Origin of the sequence: Streptomyces sp. NPDC046197 (assembly GCF_040646295.1) — a bacterium.
Classification (GTDB): Bacteria; Actinomycetota; Actinomycetes; order Streptomycetales; family Streptomycetaceae; genus Streptomyces.
Genome location: NZ_JBEYZY010000003.1, coordinates 217,993 through 236,185, shown reverse-complemented (window position 1 = coordinate 236,185; position 18,193 = coordinate 217,993). Strand labels below are relative to the sequence as shown.

General features: G+C 72.5%; 17 protein-coding genes and 4 pseudogenes. 13 read left to right on the top strand and 8 right to left on the bottom strand.

The genetic code is table 11. From position 1 onward, the window contains the following. Nucleotides 1-177 precede the first annotated feature (177 nt). The gene (locus AB0A61_RS06235) at nucleotides 178-1,149 is read right to left on the bottom strand and encodes a DUF4184 family protein (protein ID WP_361286876.1); all 972 of its coding nucleotides are present in this window, start codon (nucleotides 1,147-1,149) and stop codon (nucleotides 178-180) included. Between the two features lie 362 nt (nucleotides 1,150-1,511). Between AB0A61_RS06235 and AB0A61_RS06230 the strand changes: the two genes are divergently transcribed. The 3 genes from AB0A61_RS06230 to AB0A61_RS06220 all read left to right on the top strand — a co-directional run bounded on the left by AB0A61_RS06230 (nucleotide 1,512) and on the right by AB0A61_RS06220 (nucleotide 4,629). Next, a complete protein-coding gene (locus AB0A61_RS06230; RefSeq protein WP_361286873.1) occupies nucleotides 1,512-3,287 on the top strand; it encodes a lytic transglycosylase domain-containing protein in 1,776 nt (591 codons plus the stop codon). Nucleotides 3,288-3,474: 187 nt separating this feature from the next. Continuing rightward, nucleotides 3,475-3,609 carry an SPW_0924 family protein gene (locus tag AB0A61_RS06225; protein ID WP_361286870.1) on the top strand — a complete coding sequence of 45 codons (135 nt, stop codon included), beginning with the start codon at nucleotides 3,475-3,477 and terminating at the stop codon, nucleotides 3,607-3,609. A gap of 27 nt (nucleotides 3,610-3,636) precedes the next feature. After that, complete coding sequence (locus AB0A61_RS06220; RefSeq protein WP_361286867.1) at nucleotides 3,637-4,629, top strand: DUF3068 domain-containing protein; 993 nt, start codon at nucleotides 3,637-3,639, stop codon at nucleotides 4,627-4,629. Here AB0A61_RS06220 and hrpB read toward each other — a convergent pair. Together hrpB and AB0A61_RS06210 are read right to left on the bottom strand one after the other, a co-directional pair. Continuing rightward, on the bottom strand, nucleotides 4,619-7,186 hold the full coding sequence (gene hrpB / locus AB0A61_RS06215) for an ATP-dependent helicase HrpB (RefSeq protein WP_361286864.1): 2,568 nt from the start codon (nucleotides 7,184-7,186) through the stop codon (nucleotides 4,619-4,621). The two genes, AB0A61_RS06220 and hrpB, sit on opposite strands and share 11 nt — an antisense overlap. Nucleotides 7,187-7,190: 4 nt before the next feature. Then, the gene (locus tag AB0A61_RS06210; RefSeq protein WP_361286861.1) at nucleotides 7,191-8,141 is read right to left on the bottom strand and encodes a class I SAM-dependent methyltransferase; all 951 of its coding nucleotides are present in this window, start codon (nucleotides 8,139-8,141) and stop codon (nucleotides 7,191-7,193) included. A gap of 234 nt (nucleotides 8,142-8,375) precedes the next feature. On the opposite strand from AB0A61_RS06210, the gene rpsA reads away from it, so the two are divergent. The 4 genes from rpsA (at nucleotide 8,376) to AB0A61_RS06190 (ending at nucleotide 12,165) form a co-directional block, all read left to right on the top strand. Beyond that, entirely contained in the window at nucleotides 8,376-9,866 is a 1,491-nt protein-coding gene (gene rpsA / locus AB0A61_RS06205; protein ID WP_055491747.1) for a 30S ribosomal protein S1, read from the top strand. A 201-nt stretch (nucleotides 9,867-10,067) separates the two neighbouring features. Further along, nucleotides 10,068-11,006: a PAC2 family protein gene (locus AB0A61_RS06200; RefSeq protein ID WP_361286857.1), complete on the top strand. Its 939-nt coding sequence runs from the start codon at nucleotides 10,068-10,070 to the stop codon at nucleotides 11,004-11,006. 45 nt (nucleotides 11,007-11,051) lie between these two features. After that, nucleotides 11,052-11,672: a dephospho-CoA kinase gene (gene coaE, locus AB0A61_RS06195; RefSeq protein WP_361286854.1), complete on the top strand. Its 621-nt coding sequence runs from the start codon at nucleotides 11,052-11,054 to the stop codon at nucleotides 11,670-11,672. Nucleotides 11,673-11,784: 112 nt separating this feature from the next. Beyond that, nucleotides 11,785-12,165 (top strand): tetratricopeptide repeat protein, encoded by a 381-nt coding sequence (locus AB0A61_RS06190; RefSeq protein ID WP_361286851.1) that lies wholly within the window; start codon nucleotides 11,785-11,787, stop codon nucleotides 12,163-12,165. Nucleotides 12,166-12,193: 28 nt separating this feature from the next. Here AB0A61_RS06190 and AB0A61_RS06185 read toward each other — a convergent pair whose 3' ends face one another. Beyond that, the gene (locus tag AB0A61_RS06185) at nucleotides 12,194-12,457 is read right to left on the bottom strand and encodes a DUF6343 family protein (protein WP_361286848.1); all 264 of its coding nucleotides are present in this window, start codon (nucleotides 12,455-12,457) and stop codon (nucleotides 12,194-12,196) included. 212 nt (nucleotides 12,458-12,669) lie between these two features. On the opposite strand from AB0A61_RS06185, the gene AB0A61_RS06180 reads away from it, so the two are divergent. Further along, entirely contained in the window at nucleotides 12,670-13,143 is a 474-nt protein-coding gene (locus AB0A61_RS06180; protein WP_361286845.1) for a DoxX family protein, read from the top strand. Nucleotides 13,144-13,153: 10 nt separating this feature from the next. On the opposite strand, the gene AB0A61_RS06175 is transcribed toward AB0A61_RS06180, so the two are convergent. Continuing rightward, nucleotides 13,154-13,705: an RNA-binding S4 domain-containing protein gene (locus tag AB0A61_RS06175; RefSeq protein WP_361287327.1), complete on the bottom strand. Its 552-nt coding sequence runs from the start codon at nucleotides 13,703-13,705 to the stop codon at nucleotides 13,154-13,156. Nucleotides 13,706-13,854: 149 nt separating this feature from the next. Between AB0A61_RS06175 and AB0A61_RS06170 the strand changes: the two genes are divergently transcribed. Beyond that, nucleotides 13,855-14,601, top strand: a complete 747-nt coding sequence (locus tag AB0A61_RS06170; RefSeq protein WP_361286842.1) for a uracil-DNA glycosylase — start codon at nucleotides 13,855-13,857, stop codon at nucleotides 14,599-14,601. On the opposite strand, the gene AB0A61_RS06165 is transcribed toward AB0A61_RS06170, so the two are convergent. From AB0A61_RS06165 to AB0A61_RS06155, 3 genes and pseudogenes are all read right to left on the bottom strand, one after another. Then, nucleotides 14,583-15,047, bottom strand: coding sequence for a GNAT family N-acetyltransferase (locus AB0A61_RS06165; protein ID WP_361286839.1), 465 nt, complete (start codon nucleotides 15,045-15,047; stop codon nucleotides 14,583-14,585). The genes AB0A61_RS06170 and AB0A61_RS06165 overlap by 19 nt on opposite strands. Beyond that, a pseudogene (locus AB0A61_RS06160) lies at nucleotides 15,044-15,139 on the bottom strand (RidA family protein); the annotation flags it as partial. The gene AB0A61_RS06165 and the pseudogene AB0A61_RS06160, both read right to left, overlap by 4 nt. Nucleotides 15,140-15,454: 315 nt before the next feature. Then, nucleotides 15,455-16,405 (bottom strand): endonuclease/exonuclease/phosphatase family protein, encoded by a 951-nt coding sequence (locus AB0A61_RS06155; protein WP_361286836.1) that lies wholly within the window; start codon nucleotides 16,403-16,405, stop codon nucleotides 15,455-15,457. Nucleotides 16,406-16,807: 402 nt separating this feature from the next. On the opposite strand from AB0A61_RS06155, the pseudogene AB0A61_RS06150 reads away from it, so the two are divergent. The 4 genes and pseudogenes from AB0A61_RS06150 to AB0A61_RS06135 all read left to right on the top strand — a co-directional run. After that, nucleotides 16,808-17,281 (top strand): annotated as a pseudogene (locus AB0A61_RS06150) (amidohydrolase family protein); the annotation flags it as partial. Between the two features lie 17 nt (nucleotides 17,282-17,298). Next, a pseudogene (locus AB0A61_RS06145) lies at nucleotides 17,299-17,601 on the top strand (cytochrome P450); the annotation flags it as partial. Between the two features lie 5 nt (nucleotides 17,602-17,606). Further along, a pseudogene (locus AB0A61_RS06140) lies at nucleotides 17,607-17,735 on the top strand (DUF899 family protein); the annotation flags it as partial. A gap of 242 nt (nucleotides 17,736-17,977) precedes the next feature. Then, nucleotides 17,978-18,163, top strand: a complete 186-nt coding sequence (locus AB0A61_RS06135) for a hypothetical protein (protein WP_361286833.1) — start codon at nucleotides 17,978-17,980, stop codon at nucleotides 18,161-18,163. Nucleotides 18,164-18,193: the final 30 nt, after the last annotated feature.

Sequence of the window (18,193 nt, the reverse complement as noted above, 5' to 3'; positions counted from 1 at the left end):
GGTCAGCCTCAGGGCCTGCGCCTCTCGTCACCGGGCCTGGCGATCGGGCCGGTCAGCCTCAGGGCCTGCGCCTCTCGTCACCGGGCCTGGCGATCGGGCCGGTCAGCCTCAGGGCCTGCGCCTCTCGTCACCGGGCCTGGCGATCCAGCCGGTCACCCTCAGGGCCTGCGCCCCTCGTCACCGGGCTGCGCGGCCTCGGCGGTCGCCACCAGGCCCCGCTCGCTCCCCGTCCCCAGGCCCCGCGGCCCGCCCCGGATGGCCGGACTCCGTGACCCGCCCCGGATCTCCGGGAGGTCCCGCCGCCCACCCCGGACCATCAGCCCCCGCGTCCCTGCCGGAACCTTCGAGGGCCCGAGCCGGGCGCCACGTCCGGACGCCCCCGGCGTACAGGAGCAGCCCCAGGACCAGTCCGGCGCCCGCGCCGAAGCACAGCGTCGGTATCAGGTCCCCGGGCCCGGCCGTCGGCGCCCCTACGGCCCACAAGTCGGCGGCCCGCCGTACCGCCCCCGTCAGCGCGCAGCCGCCGACCACCGCGCCGGCCCACCACCGGTCGCGCACCGACAGTGCCGGAACGCCCGTCGGATCACCCTCCGGTGCCCGCCGCAAGGCGTGCCCGGCGAACCAGACGATGACGACCGCCGCCACCGCCGAGCCGCCGTACTGCAGGTACCAGTACAGGGGCGCGCCCGCGAGCCGGTCGCCCAGCACCGGCAGCAGCCGCATCCCCCACCGGTCGAGGTGCGTGAAGGCGTCCCACACCACATGCGTCAGCGCGCCCAGCGCGGCCGAGACGTACCACCACAGCACCAGCGACGGCCGTACCGGCGCGCGCGGCACCCCACACCGTGTCAGCGCCGCGGTACGCCCCTGGCGGGACCGCGGCAGCAGCGCGACCAGCGGCTCGCGCACCAGCAGCCACAGCGCCACCAGCACCCAGGCGATGAGCACGTCGATCGTGAACACTCCCGTGAAGGAGTGCGTAACCTCGCCGAACTCCATCGCCCCGGGCAGAACACTCGCCGCGTAATAGGTCATGTCGGGCGAGAAGGAGCCCGCCACGAGCACCGCGGGCACCAGTCGGCCCCGCCCGCTTCCGTCGCCCCGCACCGCGGGCAGTACCGCCGCGGCATGGCTCAAAGTGAACGGCAACTGGGTCCCCCCGTGGGATGTCGACCGGGTCCGGCCACCCGGTGATCGGCGGTGTTCAGTATGCGGGATGCCCGCCGGCGGGCCCTCGTCACAACAGTGCATGGCCAATCGGTGAAAATCGGGCATGAACGGGTCCCGGCACAGAGGAAGTTGTCGTAGGGTCACCTGGGTCGCTCCGTCGACGGAGGCGTCGAACGAGCGAACAGAACACGACGAGAACAACACGACGAGAACACCTGAAAACGCGCACAGACCACCCGTAAAGCTCCACGAGGGCAACCGGTACCACGGGTGAACCGTCACAACAGGGCGAACAGGCAGCAGAGACGGACGCCAGAGCGTCCACGGGAGGGGTTCACTCTATGGCGGCGCATTTCGGCAGGAGGCTGCGCAAGGGAGCGGCAACCACGGCCGTGGCCGCGGCAGCGGTCGCAGCCCTGTCCGCCTCCCAGGCTCCGGGGGTGACGGTCGACGACCACGGCAGACAGACCGCCGCCGGTGCCACGCCCTCACCCGATGCGCAGACCGACGGCGGCGCGACCGGCAACTCGCCCTACTACACCGACCTGCCGCCGCTGAACAGCCCCAACCCGGCACCCACCATCGGCACCCCGGTCTCCCGGAGCCCGGGTGAGGCGGGCATACCCGCCACCGTCCTCGACGCCTACAAGAGGGCGGAGGCCGAGCTGCGAACCTCCAAGCCCGGCTGCAACCTGCCCTGGCAACTGCTCGCCGCCATCGGCCAGGTGGAGTCGGGGCAGGCCCGCGGCGGCCGCGTCGACGCGAACGGCACCACCGTCTCGCCGATCCTCGGCCCGGTCCTCGACGGCAACGGCTTCGCTCACATCAAGGACACCGACGGCGGTGCCTACGACGGCGACAGCACGTTCGATCGTGCGGTCGGCCCCATGCAGTTCATCCCGTCGACCTGGGCCTGGGCGGGCCGTGACGGCAACGGCGACGGCAAGCGGGATCCCAACAACGTCTACGACGCCGCGCTCGCGACCGGCCACTACCTGTGCCGCAACGGCTGGGACATGTCCGCCGACGCCGACCTCAGGAGCGCGATCCTCAGCTACAACCACTCCCAGGACTACCTGAGCACCGTCCTGATGTGGCTGGAGTACTACCGCAAGGGCACCCACTCGATTCCGGACGGCACCGGCACGCCGCCCTCCGACCGCAGCGGCCCCACGGCCGGCGCGAACCCCCGGCCGACCGAGCCGAGCCCCTCCACACCGAGGACGGACCCCCGGCCCGGCAAGTCCACCGAGCCCACCAAGCCGGGCGGCGGCACCACACCGCCGCCGGCCCCGCCGTCCACGCCGACTCCGCCCCCCACGCCGACCCCGCCCCACACGACGCCCACCCCGACCGACACGGTGGACCACCTGAAGGACGCGGGCACGGCGAAGCTCACGGCCATGGCCGGCCACGCGTTCGCCCAGAAGATCAGCACACGTGCCGAGACCAAGGAGGGCAAGGCCGTCGGCAAGGTCAGGGTCCGGTTCGTGATCAGCGGCGACACCGATGCCGCCTTCACCGGTGGCGAGAAGGTCGCCACGGTCGTCACCAACAGTTCGGGCGTGGCCGTCGCCCCCCTGCTCCAGGCGGGCGAGAAGGCGGGCGGTTTCACCGTCCGCGCCCTGGTCGTGGGCCGGACGCTCGCCGCCCTCGACTACCCGGCCACCGTCACCCCGCGCGTCGCCGACACGCTCACCCGCACCAGCGACAAGCCCCTGACGTGCACCCCGGGCGGGGAGTTCGCCGACCAGGTCGAGGTCAAGGCCACCTACAAGGGCGCCGTCGCCGACAAGGTCGCGGCCACCGCCACCCTCGTCAAGCCGGCCGACGACCCCACCCAGGACGACAAGGGCCCCACCCGGAACGACACGGGCCTCATCGAGAACGACAAGGGCCCCTACTTCAAGGACGCGGACGGCAAGCCCGTACGTACCCTGAAGGACCTCCAGACGGACGCGAAGGGCCTGCTGAAGCTGCCCAAGCTGTACGCGGACGACACCACCGGCACCTTCCTGCTGCGCATCACCACCGCCGGTGGCGCCACGCTGACCCTGGAACTGAAGGTGGCTCCGGCCGGCACGTCGGCCGCTCCGTCGCCCAGCCCCTCGGCGTAAGCACCCCGGACGGTGTGCAGGGCGCCCCTTTCGCCTCTCCCGGCGAAGGGGCGCCCTCTTGCGTGCGCGACGTGTTCTCATCTCGGCCGCCCGTTGCTACGGTGCCGGATCTGACGCTCTATCAGTTCCGGCGTGTCCGTACCAGTCCTGCCGGTTCCAGCCCGTCTCCGTCCGCCGGGAGGCCAGCATGCGCCCCCTGATCGCCGCCGCGACCGGTCTCGCCGTCGCGCTCGCGCTGGTTGTGACGATCACCGCCATGGGCTCGCCGCAGGGCCGGACGTCCCCGAAGCCGCTGCTGACGACGGTGCCCGCACATCCGTAGCCGCACCCGTCCGGGAGGGAGGCAAAGATGCGCCGCAAGGCCAGTCTGGTCCTGCTCGCCTTCGCCGTGTTCTGCGCGGCACTGTCCCCGCTGCTGCGCTGGTACGCCTTCCCGCGCCTGGCCAAGGTGCCCGCCAACGAGTACCAGGACATGGTCCTGGAGGCCAGGAACGCCACCCTCCTCGACTACGGCACCATGAAGGCCCGCACGGTCCCCGTGGTCACCATCGTGCAGACCCTCAAGGGCAACGTGGAGGCCTCGAAGCGGATCGAGCGGACGGCGGGCCGGGACGTGGTCGTCTGGGACGGCCTGTCCTACGTCCAGGGTCCCGACGGCAAGATGGTCTCCCGGATCCCCGAGCGCTACATCTTCGACGCCCACACCCAGGAACCCGTCCACGCCACGGGCGAGATGGTCGACGGCGACCCGGTGCGCCGGCAGGGCATCGAGTTCAAGTGGCCCTTCCTGACGAAGAAGCGGGACTACGAGTACTTCGACGCCCAGGCCCGCGTCACCGCCCCCATCCACTACCGGGGCACCCAGAACTTCCGCGGGCTGACCGTCTACTGCTTCGAGCAGATCATCCCCTGGACCAAGGTCCCCTTCCCCAAGGCGATGCCCGTCGAGGGCGTCACCCCCGAGTCGGTCGCCGGGACGGGAACCACCCGCTGGTACACCACCGTCCGCAGGTTCTGGGTCGAACCCGTCACCGGCGCCCCCGTCTACGGCGAGGAGATCCACAAGGAGGAGCTGCGCGGCGGCACCCTGCTCGGCGGCCGGGACAGGGTGACGGCCTTCGCCGGGCACGTGAAGATGCGCGAGGAATACATCCGGCACACGGTGAGCCTCGTCAAGTCCCAGCGCCGGCTGGTCCTGCTGATGACGTCGTACCTGCCGTGGGGCTTCCTCGTCCTGGGCGCAGTGCTGCTGTCGTTCTCCCTCTGGCTGGAGGCCCGCGGCCGCCGTCCGTCGGGCCCGGAACCGGCACAGGCCACCGAGCCGCAGCCGCTCAGCGCCTGAGCCGGGCGTTTGTGTGCCGGGTCGGCTCCGCGGTCGCCGGGTTCTCGGGCCAGGGGTGCTTCGGATACCGCCCCCGCAGTTCGGCCCGGACGCCCCTGTAGCCGTCCCGCCAGAAGGAGGCGAGGTCGGCGGTGACGGCGGCGGGCCGCCCGGCGGGGGAGAGCAGGTGCACCAGGACGGGCACCCCGGCGACTGCGGGCGACGTCTCCAGCCCGAACATCTCCTGCAGCTTCACGGCGAGCACGGGCTGTTCCGGGTTGGCGTAGTCGATCCGGATCCGGGAGCCGCTGGGCACGGTGATCCGCTCCGGAGCGAGTTCGTCCAGCCGGGCGGCGGTGCCGCAGGCCCAGGGCAGCAGCCGGGCCAGCGCCTGCCCGGCGTCGATCCGCGCCAGGTCCGCCCGCCGCCGGGCCCGGCCGAGCTCGGGCTGCAACCACTCCTCCACGCGCGCGTGCAGCACGTCGTCGGAGACGTCGGGCCAGGGCTCCCCCAGGTGCATGCGCAGAAAGGCCAGCCGCTGCCGCAGCACCACGGCCTCCGGCGCCCACCGCAACAGCCCGAGCCCTTCCTGCCGCAACCCGTCGAGAAGCGCTTCCCGTACGAGCGCGGGATCGGCGTCGGCCAGTGGTCGCACCGCCAGCTCGATCGCCCCGAGCCGCTCGACCCGCCGGGCGACGACATCCCCGTCCGCCCAGCGGACCTCGTCCCGCTGCTCCAGCAGGGCCCCGGCCGCCGCCCGTGCGATGTCCTCGCCGATGGCCGCGGCGAGCTGCACGCGCGCGTGCCCCCTGCCGACGGGACGGTCGGCCACGGCCACGGCGATCCACGGCGCCCCGCGCAGAGGTGATGCCTCCGGAAGTTCGGCCCGCGTCCCGGAAGCCATGAGATACGACCCGCCGTCGAGTCTGGCGACCCGCTCGGGAAAGGCGAGGGCCGCCACGAGCCCGGCGACCCGGTCGTCCCCGGCCTCAGGCCGCTCGCCGGCGGCCCCCTCGTCCGGGGCGCCTGCCCCGGCCCCTGCGTCCACCTGCGTACGGGAGTCACGCGTGGGCGGGTGGGAAACCTCCGGAACGACGGCCCGAAGCCGCCGGACCTCCGCCCGCCACCGCGAGGCGTAGAGGTCACCCCCACGCCGAGCGACCCGCAGAGCACCGGCGAGATCGGATCCGTACTCCCGCGGTGCCTCCTCGCTCAGCAGCGCGACCACCTCCGCGGCCGCACCCGCCCCGCCGGAGTCGAGGAGCGCCCGCCCCAGCCGGGGGTGCGTGCCGAGCCGGGCCAGCCGCATCCCCCGTTCCGTGGCCCGCCCGACGCGGTCCACCGCTCCCACCGCCGTCAGAACCGCCCGCGCCGCCGCCATCGCCCCGCCAGGCGGCGGATCCAGCAGCGCCAGCCCGGAGGCCTCCGGGTCGCCCCAGCAGGCCGTCTGCAGGGCGAACGCCGTCAGGTCGGCCACCTTGATCTCCGGCGCCGGGAACCGCGGCAGACGCCTGTCCTCGGCCTCCCCCCAGCACCGGTACACCGTCCCCGGGGCCTCACGCCCGGCACGCCCCGCCCGCTGCCGCCCCGCCGCCTGTGAGGCCCGTACGGTCGTCAGCGCGCTCAACCCGCGCGCATGGTCCACCCGCGGCTCCCGGGCCAGCCCCGCATCCACGACCACCCGCACCCCGGGGACCGTCAGCGACGACTCGGCCACCGAGGTGGCGAGCACCACCCGGCGCCGCGCACCGGGCGCCAGCACCGCGTCCTGCACGGCCGCGGCAGCCCGCCCGTGCACCTGCAGCACGTCGACACCGCCGAGATCGCCCAGCTGCCCGGCGACCCGGGAGATCTCGCCCACGCCCGGCAGGAAACACAGCACGTCCCCCGCCCGCTCGGTCAGCGCCCGCCGCACCACCGACGCCACGTGCGCCAGCAGCGCGGGGTCCACCCGCATACCGTGCGGCGGCCGTACCGGACGCGCCGGCGGAGCCCACACCACCTCCACGGGATACGCGGCGCCCGCCGCCTCGACCACCGGAGCCCCGCCCAGCAGCCGCGCCCACCCCTGGGCGTCGGTCGTCGCCGACGCGGCCACCAGCCGCAGCTCCGGCCGCAGGGTCTCCCGGACGTCCCACAGGAACGCGGCCACCGTGTCCGCGTCCAGATGCCGCTCGTGGCACTCGTCGAGCACGACCACGTCGACACCCGTCAGCTCCTGGTCGCGCTGGAGCCGCTGCAGCAGCACACCGGTCGTGACGACCTCCACGCGCGCGTGCCGCCCGACGACCCGCTCGCCGCGCACGGTGTGGCCGACGCTCTCGCCGGCCTGCTCGCCCAGCAGCCACGCCATCCGCCGCGCCGCCGCCCGCGCCGCGATCCGCCGCGGCTCGGCCACCACCACCCGCCGCGCCGGTCCCCGACCCAGCAGACCCGCCAGCGCCAGCGGCACCAGCGTCGTCTTGCCGGTACCGGGCGGCGCGACGAGCACCGCGGTGCCGTGCCCGTCGAGGGCGTCGTCCAGGGCGGGCAGGGCGCCGCGCACGGGCAGCGCGTCCAGGGCGTCGTAGCGGATCACACGCTCAGTCTCGCTCGCAGACGAAGATCGCCGTCCCCGGGATCAGGTTCCCGCGCAGCGGCGACCAGCCGCCCCATTCGGAGGTGTTCCAGACCGGCCACTCCGGCTCGACGAGGTCCACCAGCCGGAAACCGGATGCCACGACGTCCCGCACCCGGTCGCCGATGGTCCTGTGGTGTTCGACGTAGACCGCGCGTCCGTCCTCGTCCTGCTCGACGTACGGCGTGCGATCGAAGTACGAGGCGGACACCGACAGCCCCTCCGGGCCGGGCTCGTCCGGGAAGGCCCACCTGATCGGATGCGTCACGGAGAAAACCAGCCGCCCGCCCGGCCGCAGCACCCGGTGCACCTCCCGCAGCACCAGCCGCGGGTCGGCGACGAAGGGCAGCGCCCCGTACGCCGAGCAGGCCAGGTCGAACGACCCGTCCGCGAACGGGAGCGCGCCCGCGTCGGCGCACACCAGTGGGAACGTTCCGCCGATGCGCAGCGCGTGCTGCAGCTGGCGGTGGGAGACGTCCAGGGCGACCGGGTGCGCCCCCTGGGCGGCCAGCCAGCGCGAGCACTGGGCGGCGCCGGCGCCGATCTCCAGGACGTCCCTGCCCTTCAGCTCCCCGGGCGGCCCGAGCAGCTCCGCCCCGGCCTCGTCCAGGCCCTCGGGGCCCCATACGAAGCGGTCGTCGCCGAGGAACGTGCCGTGCTCGATCTGGTACTCGTCCGCGTTCCGGTCCCACCAGCCCCGGTTGGCCCGGGCGCTCTCCGCGACCCCCGCCTCGCGTCGGGTCGCCTCCGGCTCGAACGGTTCGGGCTCTTGGATGATCGGCTCCCTCGTCGTACTCTTCCGTGCAACCCGTCCGGCGGCGTCACCAGGGGGGCGCCCCGGCGTCCGCGTGGCTTCGGAGGACAGGTTTTGTGCCGGGTATGCGGCGATCCGCCCCGGGTGTGCGGCTTCGCGCATTGACCCTGTCCGGCTGCCCCCGTATGCTACAAGTTGCGCTGCGGGCCTGCGCACCTCAGACGTAGCAGGCTGCGCTCGCATCTGTTGTATGTCCCCTCGGTTGTCGAGGCGCCACCGGGCACCTGGTGTCCTGGATCGGCGCTTCCTTGGCTGTCCGGCTTCTGCAGAGCGAAACGGGCTCCCGGCGTAAGCAGTACCTACGACTTCAATGTCCGTACCGGAGCCCTTTCCCACATGACGAGCAGCACCGAGACCACCGCCACCACCCCGCAGGTAGCGGTCAACGACATCGGTAACGAGGAAGCCTTCCTCGCAGCGATCGACGAGACGATCAAGTACTTCAACGACGGCGACATCGTCGACGGCGTCATCGTGAAGGTCGACCGGGACGAGGTCCTGCTCGACATCGGTTACAAGACCGAAGGTGTCATCCCGAGCCGCGAGCTCTCGATCAAGCACGACGTCGACCCCAACGAGGTCGTCGCCGTCGGTGACGAGATCGAGGCCCTCGTCCTCCAGAAGGAGGACAAGGAAGGCCGCCTGATCCTCTCGAAGAAGCGCGCCCAGTACGAGCGTGCCTGGGGCACCATCGAGAAGATCAAGGAAGAAGACGGCATCGTCACCGGTACCGTCATCGAGGTCGTCAAGGGTGGTCTCATCCTCGACATCGGCCTGCGCGGCTTCCTCCCGGCCTCCCTGGTCGAGATGCGCCGCGTCCGCGACCTCCAGCCCTACGTGGGCAAGGAGCTCGAGGCGAAGATCATCGAGCTGGACAAGAACCGCAACAACGTGGTCCTGTCCCGCCGTGCCTGGCTGGAGCAGACCCAGTCCGAGGTCCGCCAGACGTTCCTCACGACCCTCCAGAAGGGTCAGGTCCGCTCCGGTGTGGTCTCCTCGATCGTCAACTTCGGTGCCTTCGTGGACCTCGGTGGCGTCGACGGTCTGGTCCACGTCTCCGAGCTGTCCTGGAAGCACATCGACCACCCCTCCGAGGTCGTCGAGGTCGGCCAGGAGGTCACCGTCGAGGTCCTCGACGTCGACATGGACCGCGAGCGCGTCTCCCTGTCGCTGAAGGCGACCCAGGAAGACCCGTGGCAGCAGTTCGCCCGCACCCACCAGATCGGCCAGGTCGTGCCCGGCAAGGTCACGAAGCTGGTTCCGTTCGGTGCGTTCGTCCGCGTGGACGAGGGCATCGAGGGTCTGGTCCACATCTCCGAGCTGGCCGAGCGCCACGTGGAGATCCCGGAGCAGGTCGTCCAGGTCAACGACGAGATCTTCGTCAAGGTCATCGACATCGACCTCGAGCGTCGTCGCATCAGCCTCTCGCTGAAGCAGGCCAACGAGTCCTTCGGTGCCGACCCGGCCTCGGTGGAGTTCGACCCGACCCTGTACGGCATGGCCGCGTCCTACGACGACCAGGGCAACTACATCTACCCCGAGGGCTTCGACCCCGAGACCAACGACTGGCTCGAGGGCTACGAGAAGCAGCGCGAGGAGTGGGAGCGCCAGTACGCCGAGGCGCAGCAGCGCTTCGAGCAGCACCAGCAGCAGGTCATCAAGTCCCGTGAGGCCGACGCTGCCGCCGCTGCCGAGGGTGGCGAGGCCGCCGCTCCGGCCGCGACCGGTGGCTCGTACTCCTCCGAGGGTGGCGACAACTCCGGCGCCCTCGCCTCGGACGAGGCGCTGGCTGCCCTGCGCGAGAAGCTGGCCGGCGGCCAGAGCTGAACGCTGCCGCTGAGGCTTAGCAGCCGATAGTCGAGGGGCCGCACCTTTCGGGGTGCGGCCCCTCAGACGTGTCCGGGACGGCGGCCCGCCCCCACAACGCGCCGCGGCGATCGCGGCAAGCGCCCGCAAAAGACCGTGGGTTGGGAATGCCCGTGCCCCGCACCTCGTTGAGCAGTACGAATACGAGGAGGAGCGGTCACAGTGCTTGATCCGCAGGGTTTGTACGCATGGGAACCGAAGGGCCTGGCCGTCGTCGACATGGCGCTCGCCCAGGAGTCGGCCGGACTTGTCATGCTCTACCACTTCGACGGATACATCGACGCGGGCGAGACCGGCGACCAGATCGTCGACCGGCTCCTCGACTCGCTGCCCCACCAGGTCGTGGCCCGCTTCGATCACGACCGGCTCGTCGACTACCGCGCCCGCCGCCCGCTGCTGACCTTCCAGCGCGACCGCTGGGCCGGGTACGAGGAACCCGCCATCGAGGTGCGGCTCGTCCAGGACACCACCGGCGCGCCCTTCCTGCTGCTGTCCGGCCCCGAGCCCGACGTGGAGTGGGAGCGCTTCGCCGCCGCCGTACGGCAGATCGTGGAGCGACTCGGCGTACGCCTGTCGGTCAACTTCCACGGCATTCCCATGGGCGTCCCGCACACCCGCCCGGTCGGGCTGACCCCGCACGGCAACCGCGCCGAGCTCGTTCCCGGCCACCGCAGCCCCTTCGAGGAGGCCCAGGTGCCCGGCAGCGCCGAGGCGCTGGTCGAGTACCGCCTGATGCAGGCCGGTCACGACGTGCTGGGCGTCGCGGCGCACGTCCCGCACTACATCGCGCGCTCGCCCTACCCCGACGCCGCGCTGACCGCCCTGGAGGCGATCACGTCGGCCACCGGCCTGGTCCTGCCGGGCATCGCGCACTCCCTGCGCACCGACGCCCACCGCACGCAGACGGAGATCGACCGGCAGATCCGGGAGGGCGACGAGGAACTCACCGCCCTGGTCCAGGGCCTCGAGCACCAGTACGACGCCGCCGCGGGCGCGGAGACCAGGGGCAACATGCTCGCCGAGCCCGTGGAGATCCCGTCGGCGGACGAGATCGGACGCGAGTTCGAACGGTTCCTGGCGGAGCGCGAGGGCGACAACTGACGCCCGCCGGATGCCCGGCCGCGGTCAGGCCCTAAGCTTCCGCTCATGCTGAAGGTGGGCCTGACCGGCGGCATCGGCGCCGGCAAGAGTGAGGTGTCACGGCTGCTCGTCGAGTGCGGAGCCGTGCTGATCGACGCCGACTGCATCGCGCGCGAGGTTGTCGCCCCGGGCACCCCCGGGCTCGCGGCCGTCGTCGAGGCCTTCGGCGAGGAGGTGCTGGCCGCCGACGGCAGCCTGGACCGCCCCAAGCTCGGCTCCATCGTCTTCGCCGACCCGCAGAAGCTGGCCGTCCTCAACTCCCTCGTGCATCCCCTGGTGGGCGCCCGCTCCCGCGAGCTCGAGGAGGCCGCCGCGCCGGACGCCGTCGTGATCCACGACGTGCCGCTCCTCGCGGAGAACGGCCTCGCACCCCTGTACGACCTCGTCATCGTCGTCGACGCCGCTCCCGAGACCCAGCTGGACCGGCTGGTGCGGCTGCGCGGCATGGCCGAGAAGGACGCACGCGCGCGCATGGCCGCCCAGGCGCCCCGCGAGAAGCGCCTGGAGATCGCGGACATCGTCATCGACAACGACGTACCGCTGGAGCAGCTGCGGCGGCGCGTGCGGGAAGTGTGGGCCGAGCTGCTCCGCAGAGCCCACGCGCCGCGGACAGCGCCTCAGGAGTAGGAGCTCAGGATCAGGTCCTCGGGGGGCGCGGAGCACGAGCGGTGGGCGCAGGGCAGGAATAGCCGTGCCCCGGCGGGGCGTTGAAACCCGCCAGTGAGGGAAGGAATGTGCCGTGCCCGAGACCAGCGGTTCGACCGGACGTACTCCGGAGACGCATGTCATCGACTTCCGTGCCGCCGAACAGTTGCTCGCCGCGCGGGATCCGAGGGGCGCGGTGAAGCTGCTCGACGGCGTCATCGCCGCGCACCCGGAGAACACGGCCGCCCGCCTGCTGCGCGCGCGGGCCTTCTTCGCGGCCGCGCAACTGCGACCCGCCGAGCTGGAGTTCACCATCGTCCTGGAACGCGAGCCGGACAACGCGTTCGCGCACTTCGCGCTCGCCCGCACCTACGAGCGCCAGGGCCGCCCGAACCAGGCCAGGCGGCACTTCCGGCTGGCGGCCGCCCTCGACCCGAACCCGCAGTACCTGCAGCGGGCGCGGTTCGAGTCCTGAGCGCGTCACCGGGCAGGGGGGCGTACCGCTAGGGTCGCCGCTGAGGTGGCTGGTACGGGGGGACATCACGTCCGGGCTGGTAGTGGGGGCCCTGCCGTATGTGCCGGACGATCACCGCCATGTCGATGGTGATCACCACCCACAGCACGCCGCAGGCGATGGCCCACCCCGGCCGGCCCACCAGCGCGAACACGGCCGTACCGAAGACCGCCCAGACCATCCCCCACAGGCTCAGCCAGAACCGCGCCCGCAGGGCACTGCGCGCGGTTGCCGGTTCACTGCCCGTACGCATCGCCGGTCATCACTCCTGCTTGCAACGTACTCTTCGGCGACGACGTGACCAAAGGACGACGTGACCCAGGCGGAGAACCACGCGCACTGCCCGCCACCGACGAGCGCCCCGCACTGCTTGCTTCCCGCTGTGCACCGGGGCCGATGACTTCCGGGGCGTGGACAGGTCTACCTCGGCGACGGCGTTACGCACCGCTTCCCACAGGAGACCCCATGTCCGAGACCACCGCTTCCGTCCCGTCTCTCGCCTCCGGCTCGTCCGCTGCCTCAGGGGCGGCCTCAGGGGCGGCCGAGTCCGCCCGCGGCCGCCGCGCCCGTAGCGCCCTGCGCGCCGTACAGGTGCTGCTCGCCCTCTTCTACGGCCTCGCGAGCGCCCTGCCCAAGCTGATCGCGCACCCGTCGGCCGTCGAGTCCTTCGACAGGATCGGCTGGGGCAGTACCGGCATGTACACCATCGGCGCCCTGGAACTCGCCGGAGCCGTCGCGCTGCTGGTCCCGGTGCTGCAGTCGGTGGCGGCGACGACGCTGAGCGCGCTGATGGTGGGCGCGTTCATCGTGCAGCTCACCGTCTTCGACGGACAGTACGCGGCGACCCCGCTCATCCTGATCGTGCCGCTCGCCCTCATCGCCCGGGCACGGCGCGGCCACAACGCGGAACTGCTGCGGCTGGTACGGCGCCGGGGATGACCGGGGCGCGTCACCGTCCCCCGGGGCCTGGGGGGTGGCCGCCGAAGGCGCGCAGTCGTTCCAGCTCGCGGCGGTCCCGTTTGGTGGGGCGGCCCGTGCCGCGGTCGCGGATGCCGATGGGGGCGATGGCCTCGCGGGGCGGGGGCGGCGGGGAGTTGTCGATGTAGCACTGCACGGCCACGGGAGCACCTACGCGCTTGCGGATGAGGCGCTTGACGACGACCACCCGCTCCCGGCCGTCGTGCCGCAGCCGCACCTCGTCGCCGACGCGCACGGAGTGGGCGGGCTTCACCCGCTCGCCGTTCACTCGGACATGGCCGCCCCGGCAGGCGGCGGCGCCGACGGAGCGGGTCTTGACCAGGCGTACCGACCAGATCCAGCTGTCGATCCGCACGGTCTCGCCACTGGCAGGACCGGCGGCCTCCGCGGCGGCGACGGCGGCGGCGACTTTCGGATCGAGGGCCTGCGGACCGTTGGGATCGAGGGCCCGCGGGCCGTTGGCATCCAGGGCTCGCGGCCCGGCAGCCGTCGTTTCAGCACCGTTGTGCGCAAGGGCGGCCATCGCCCCGGCGTGCGCACCGGCGGCCTGCGCCCCGGCTCCGTCCCGCGCGGTCCTGTCCTCGTCAGCCTCGGAAGCCATGCCTTCGACCTTAGCCCCTCGGATCGGGTGGGCCCGACCGGTTTTCGCCGGACCCGACCTACGGTGGAGGCATGGAAACCAGCGGCCTCACCGCCCTCGACCAGAGGATCGCGGACTGCCGGGCCTGCCCGCGCCTGGTCGCCTGGCGCGAGGAGGTGGCCCGCACCAGACGCGCCGCCTTCGCCGAGTGGACGTACTGGGGCCGACCGGTACCCGGCTTCGGGCCGCCGGACGCACGGCTGCTGATCGTCGGACTCGCCCCGGCCGCGCACGGCGGCAACCGCACCGGCCGCATGTTCACCGGCGACCGCTCCGGCGACGTGCTGTACGAGGCGCTGTACGACGTGGGGCTCGCCTCGCAGCCCACCTCCGTCGCCGCCGACGACGGGCTGGAGCTGTACGGGGTGCGCATCACCTCACCGGTGCACTGCGCACCGCCCGCCAACAAGCCGACGCCCGGGGAGCGGGACACCTGCCGACCCTGGCTCGTGCAGGAGCTCGGACTGCTGCGGCCCACGCTGCGGTCGGTGGTCGTGCTGGGCGCCTTCGGCTGGCAGGCAGCGCTGCCGGCCTTCACCGAGGCGGGCTGGACGGTGCCCCGGCCACGCCCCGCCTTCGCCCACGGAACTCGGGTACGGCTCGACGGCATCGAGCTCTTCGGCTGCTTCCACGTCAGCCAGCGCAACACCTTCACCGGCAAGCTCACCCCCGCGATGCTGAGAGACGTCCTGCGCACGGCGGCGGACGCTGCGGGACTGCCGCACCGGGGCCCGTCGGCGACGGCAACCACCACGCTCGCTCACGGGCGCCAGACGTAACGCACGTCCGGTTCCCGCTCCTCGTTCCCGCTGCCGTCCGTGTACTCGGCGGCGACGAAGCCGTGCCGCTGGTAGAAGCGGTGTGCGGGTGTGTTGACCTGGAAGGTCCACAGCGTCAGGCCCTTCGGCCTGCGTTCCTTGGCCAGCGTGACGAAGCGGTTGCCGATGCCCTGCCCGCGCCGGTCCGGGGCGAGGTAGAGCTGGGACAACAGGTCGCCGTCGAGCACCATCATCCCCACGATGCCGCCGCCGTCAGCCGCCTCGGCGACCCAGGTCTCCCGCGACGGCACCAGCACGTCCCGGATGTACGCCCGCACCTCGTCGTCGGACCGTGGCCTTACGACGGTGGGCAGCGCGGCGGCGAAGGACCGCAGCCAGACGTCGGCCACGGCGGCGGCATCCCGGCCGTCCGCCCGGCGCAGCACAACCGTCGGATCGTCCCTCACGCACGCGCCTCCTCCGGCACGACGGCCGTCGTAGTGCTCTCCACCAACTGCCCCGTGCGGCCAAGGCACGCCACACCGAGCAACGTCGACGAACGAGACCGTTCGGCGGTGACGCGCCGCATCACGCGGGCTCCAGGAGCCGACGCGGGCAACCGTCCGATCATGAGGGCCCCTCGTCGCCGACGCACGCGATTTTTCCTCGCCGAAGTCGCCGAAGTCGCCGGATCGAGGTCCTTCTCGTCGTCCAGGCCCTCTTCGAAGCGTGGCGGCCGTTCTGACGGCGAATGTCACTGCCCTGCTCACCCGTGCCGCCGAGCCCCGACCCGCAGCCGGGACGCACCAGCCCCCGCTCACCCGGGCTGATCGGGCGCCGTCACTTTCCTGCGACCTGATCGGCCGGACAGGCCCTAACCCACGCGCACCCACACCGGCGCATGGTCCGACCCCGGCGCGCCCTGCCGCTCCGCCGGGTCGGGGCCGATCGACGGCAGCCGGGGCGCACTGTCGTCCGGCAGACCGGTGCCCGCTTCCGTCAGCCGATGGACCAGGTGATGGCTGACCAGCACATGGTCGATCAGCTCACGGCGTCCGGAGTTCACCCGCGAGTAGCGCCGCTCGGCGGGGATGAGCGGGGCCACGTCCCACAGCCGGACGGCGTCGCCCTGGTCGGGGTGGTCGTAGCCCGGGGTGCCGATCTCGGAGCCGGGCGGGCCCAGCAGGATCTGGGTGGTCGCGGCCTGCACCTCGTCGTTGAGGTCGCCGAGCACGACCACGTCCCGCGTGCCGCCCTCGCCGGCCAGCAGCTCGTCGGCCAGCGCCCGCAGCGTCGCGGCCTCGGCGGCCCGCCGGTACAGGGCGTACGCGCCGTAGCGTGCCCGCTCGCCCTCGTCGTGCGGGACGAACCGATCGCCCGGGTAGGTCAGCAGCTTCGACTTGAGGTGGGCGACCGCCACCCGCAGCGGCCCGGCCGCCGTCTCGGTCCCCACCGCCAGGAAGCCGCGCCCGGCCTGCGCGTCCTGAGACCCGGAGTCGTCGGCCTGTACGGGCCGCAGCCGCCCCGGGAACGCCGCCGTGTCGGAGAGCACGTCCAGCGCGGTACGGCTGAGGAATCCCACGCGTATGCCCCGACCGTCCGGATGCTCGGAGATCGCCAGGTGCCAGTCGCCGTCCAGCAGCTCCGCCAGGTCCCGCAACGCGTCCGGATCCCCGACCTCCTGCACGCCGAGCAGCGCCGGATCGAGTTCGGTGATCACGGCGGCGAGGGCGGCGAGCTTCGTGTCGTAGGCGGCCTTGTCCTTGGGGCCGTAGGGGCCGCCGGGCCGGTACAGGTTCTCCAGGTTCCAGGTGCCGAGGAGCATGTCGGGCTCCTTCCAGGATCCGGGGCGGGCAGTGGTGAGGCCAGGGTGCCCGCGCGGCCCGCCGGGCGACAGTGCCGTGACCGGATGCGCGGTTCGGCTCACCCGCCGCCACGACGCCGTCGTACGTTGACGTGATGAGCCACTCTCCCGGGAGCCGGTCTCCCGCGAGGCACTCACCGGGGAGCCACTCTTCTCCGAACGGCTCCCCTGCCGATCTCATCATCACCGGATGCACCGCCGTTGCGCACGACGATCAAGAAGGCATCCGGTTCCGGTAGGACGCGGCCGTCGTCGTACGGGACGGCGTCGTCGTCTCCGTCGCCCCCGCTGCCGAGGCCGCCCCCGCACGCCCCCTACACCGTGACCGACGCCGACCTCGCCGCCACCGCCCGGTCCTGCGCCGCACCGCGCGGCTGCCTCAAGTTCGCCTCGCCGACCACCACACCCGTCCGCGCCCTCGCCGACCTCGGCATCCCGGTCGGACTCGCCACGGACGGGGCCGCCTCCGACAACTCCCTGGACGTGTGAGAGGCGATGGCGCTGACCTTCCTGATCCAAGAAGTCCGCCGAGGGCGACCCGCGCCGACCGACCGCCCGTCAGGCTCTGCACCACGCAACGCAGCAACGCTGCGGAGCGCTCGCGCGGTCGACCTCGGCGAGACGGCCGGGGGCCTCGCGCCGGGCCGGCCTCGCCCTCGTCGACCTCACCGGCCGAACACGCAGCCCGTCCACGACCTCGCCGCCACCCTCGTGCACAGCGCCCGCGCCTCCGACGTGCGCACCACCGTGGTCAACGGGCGCGTCCTGATGCGGGACCGCGAGCCGCTGACCGTCGATGTGCCCGCGATCGTGGGGGAGTTGGGGTCACGGCTGCCCGTGCCTGCTCGATCCGCGGCGGCGTCGCCGTGCCCGCGGGCGAGACGGTATGGGTGTCCCTGTCCGCCGCCGACCGCGACCCCGCCCGCTTCCCCCGCCCCGACCGGCTCGACCTCGGCCGCGACACCTCCGGTCACCTCGCCCTCGGCCACGGCATCCACTACTGCCTGGGTGCCCCACTGGCCCGCACCGAGACCGAGATCGCGCCGGCGGCCCTGCTGGAACGGTTCCCGGAGCTGGCCTCGCGGACGGCGAACCGCGGTGGCGGCCCTCCCTGCGGGCCCCGCGGCCTGCTCACGCTGCCGGTGAGGTACGGAAAAAGATCACGCGCGCGCGTGACGCGCTCAACGCCGAGCGGAGGCGGCTGCCCATGGTCGGGACCGACACGGAATACGTCTTCGAGGGAGGCGACGGCAAGGCCACCCTGCTGGACCTCTTCGCGGGGCGGGCCCAGCCCGTCGCGGACGCGGGCCGCCGCAGCTGCTCCGCATTCCTGAGCGCGACGAGTACGAAGAGTGAACACGATATGTACGCGGATTGACGCGCTGGGTGATCGAATAGCCCGAAAGTGTGAGGTAGGCATCACTCTCGGCGTTGAACGAGTGTCAAGTACGTCTCAGAACCGTCACTGCGCGAGGCGTACACCCCATGCTTGGCGTTTAACTCTACGAGTACAGCGCTACATGGAGGTGCAGGGTGAACGGGCGAACGGTGCTCGAGCGCTTTCCCGCCGGCGGGCCGCGCGGGTCGTGGCCGGCGGAGGAGTTCGCGCATGCGCGACGTCTGGAGGGCCTGCCCGCGGAGGTCGTGATGGATCTGGCGACGGACACGTTCCTGGTGATCGTCCGGGGCGGCGAGGCCGGCTGTGACGCGACTGCCTGACCTGCCGGGTCGGCCCGCCTCCGAGGCGGG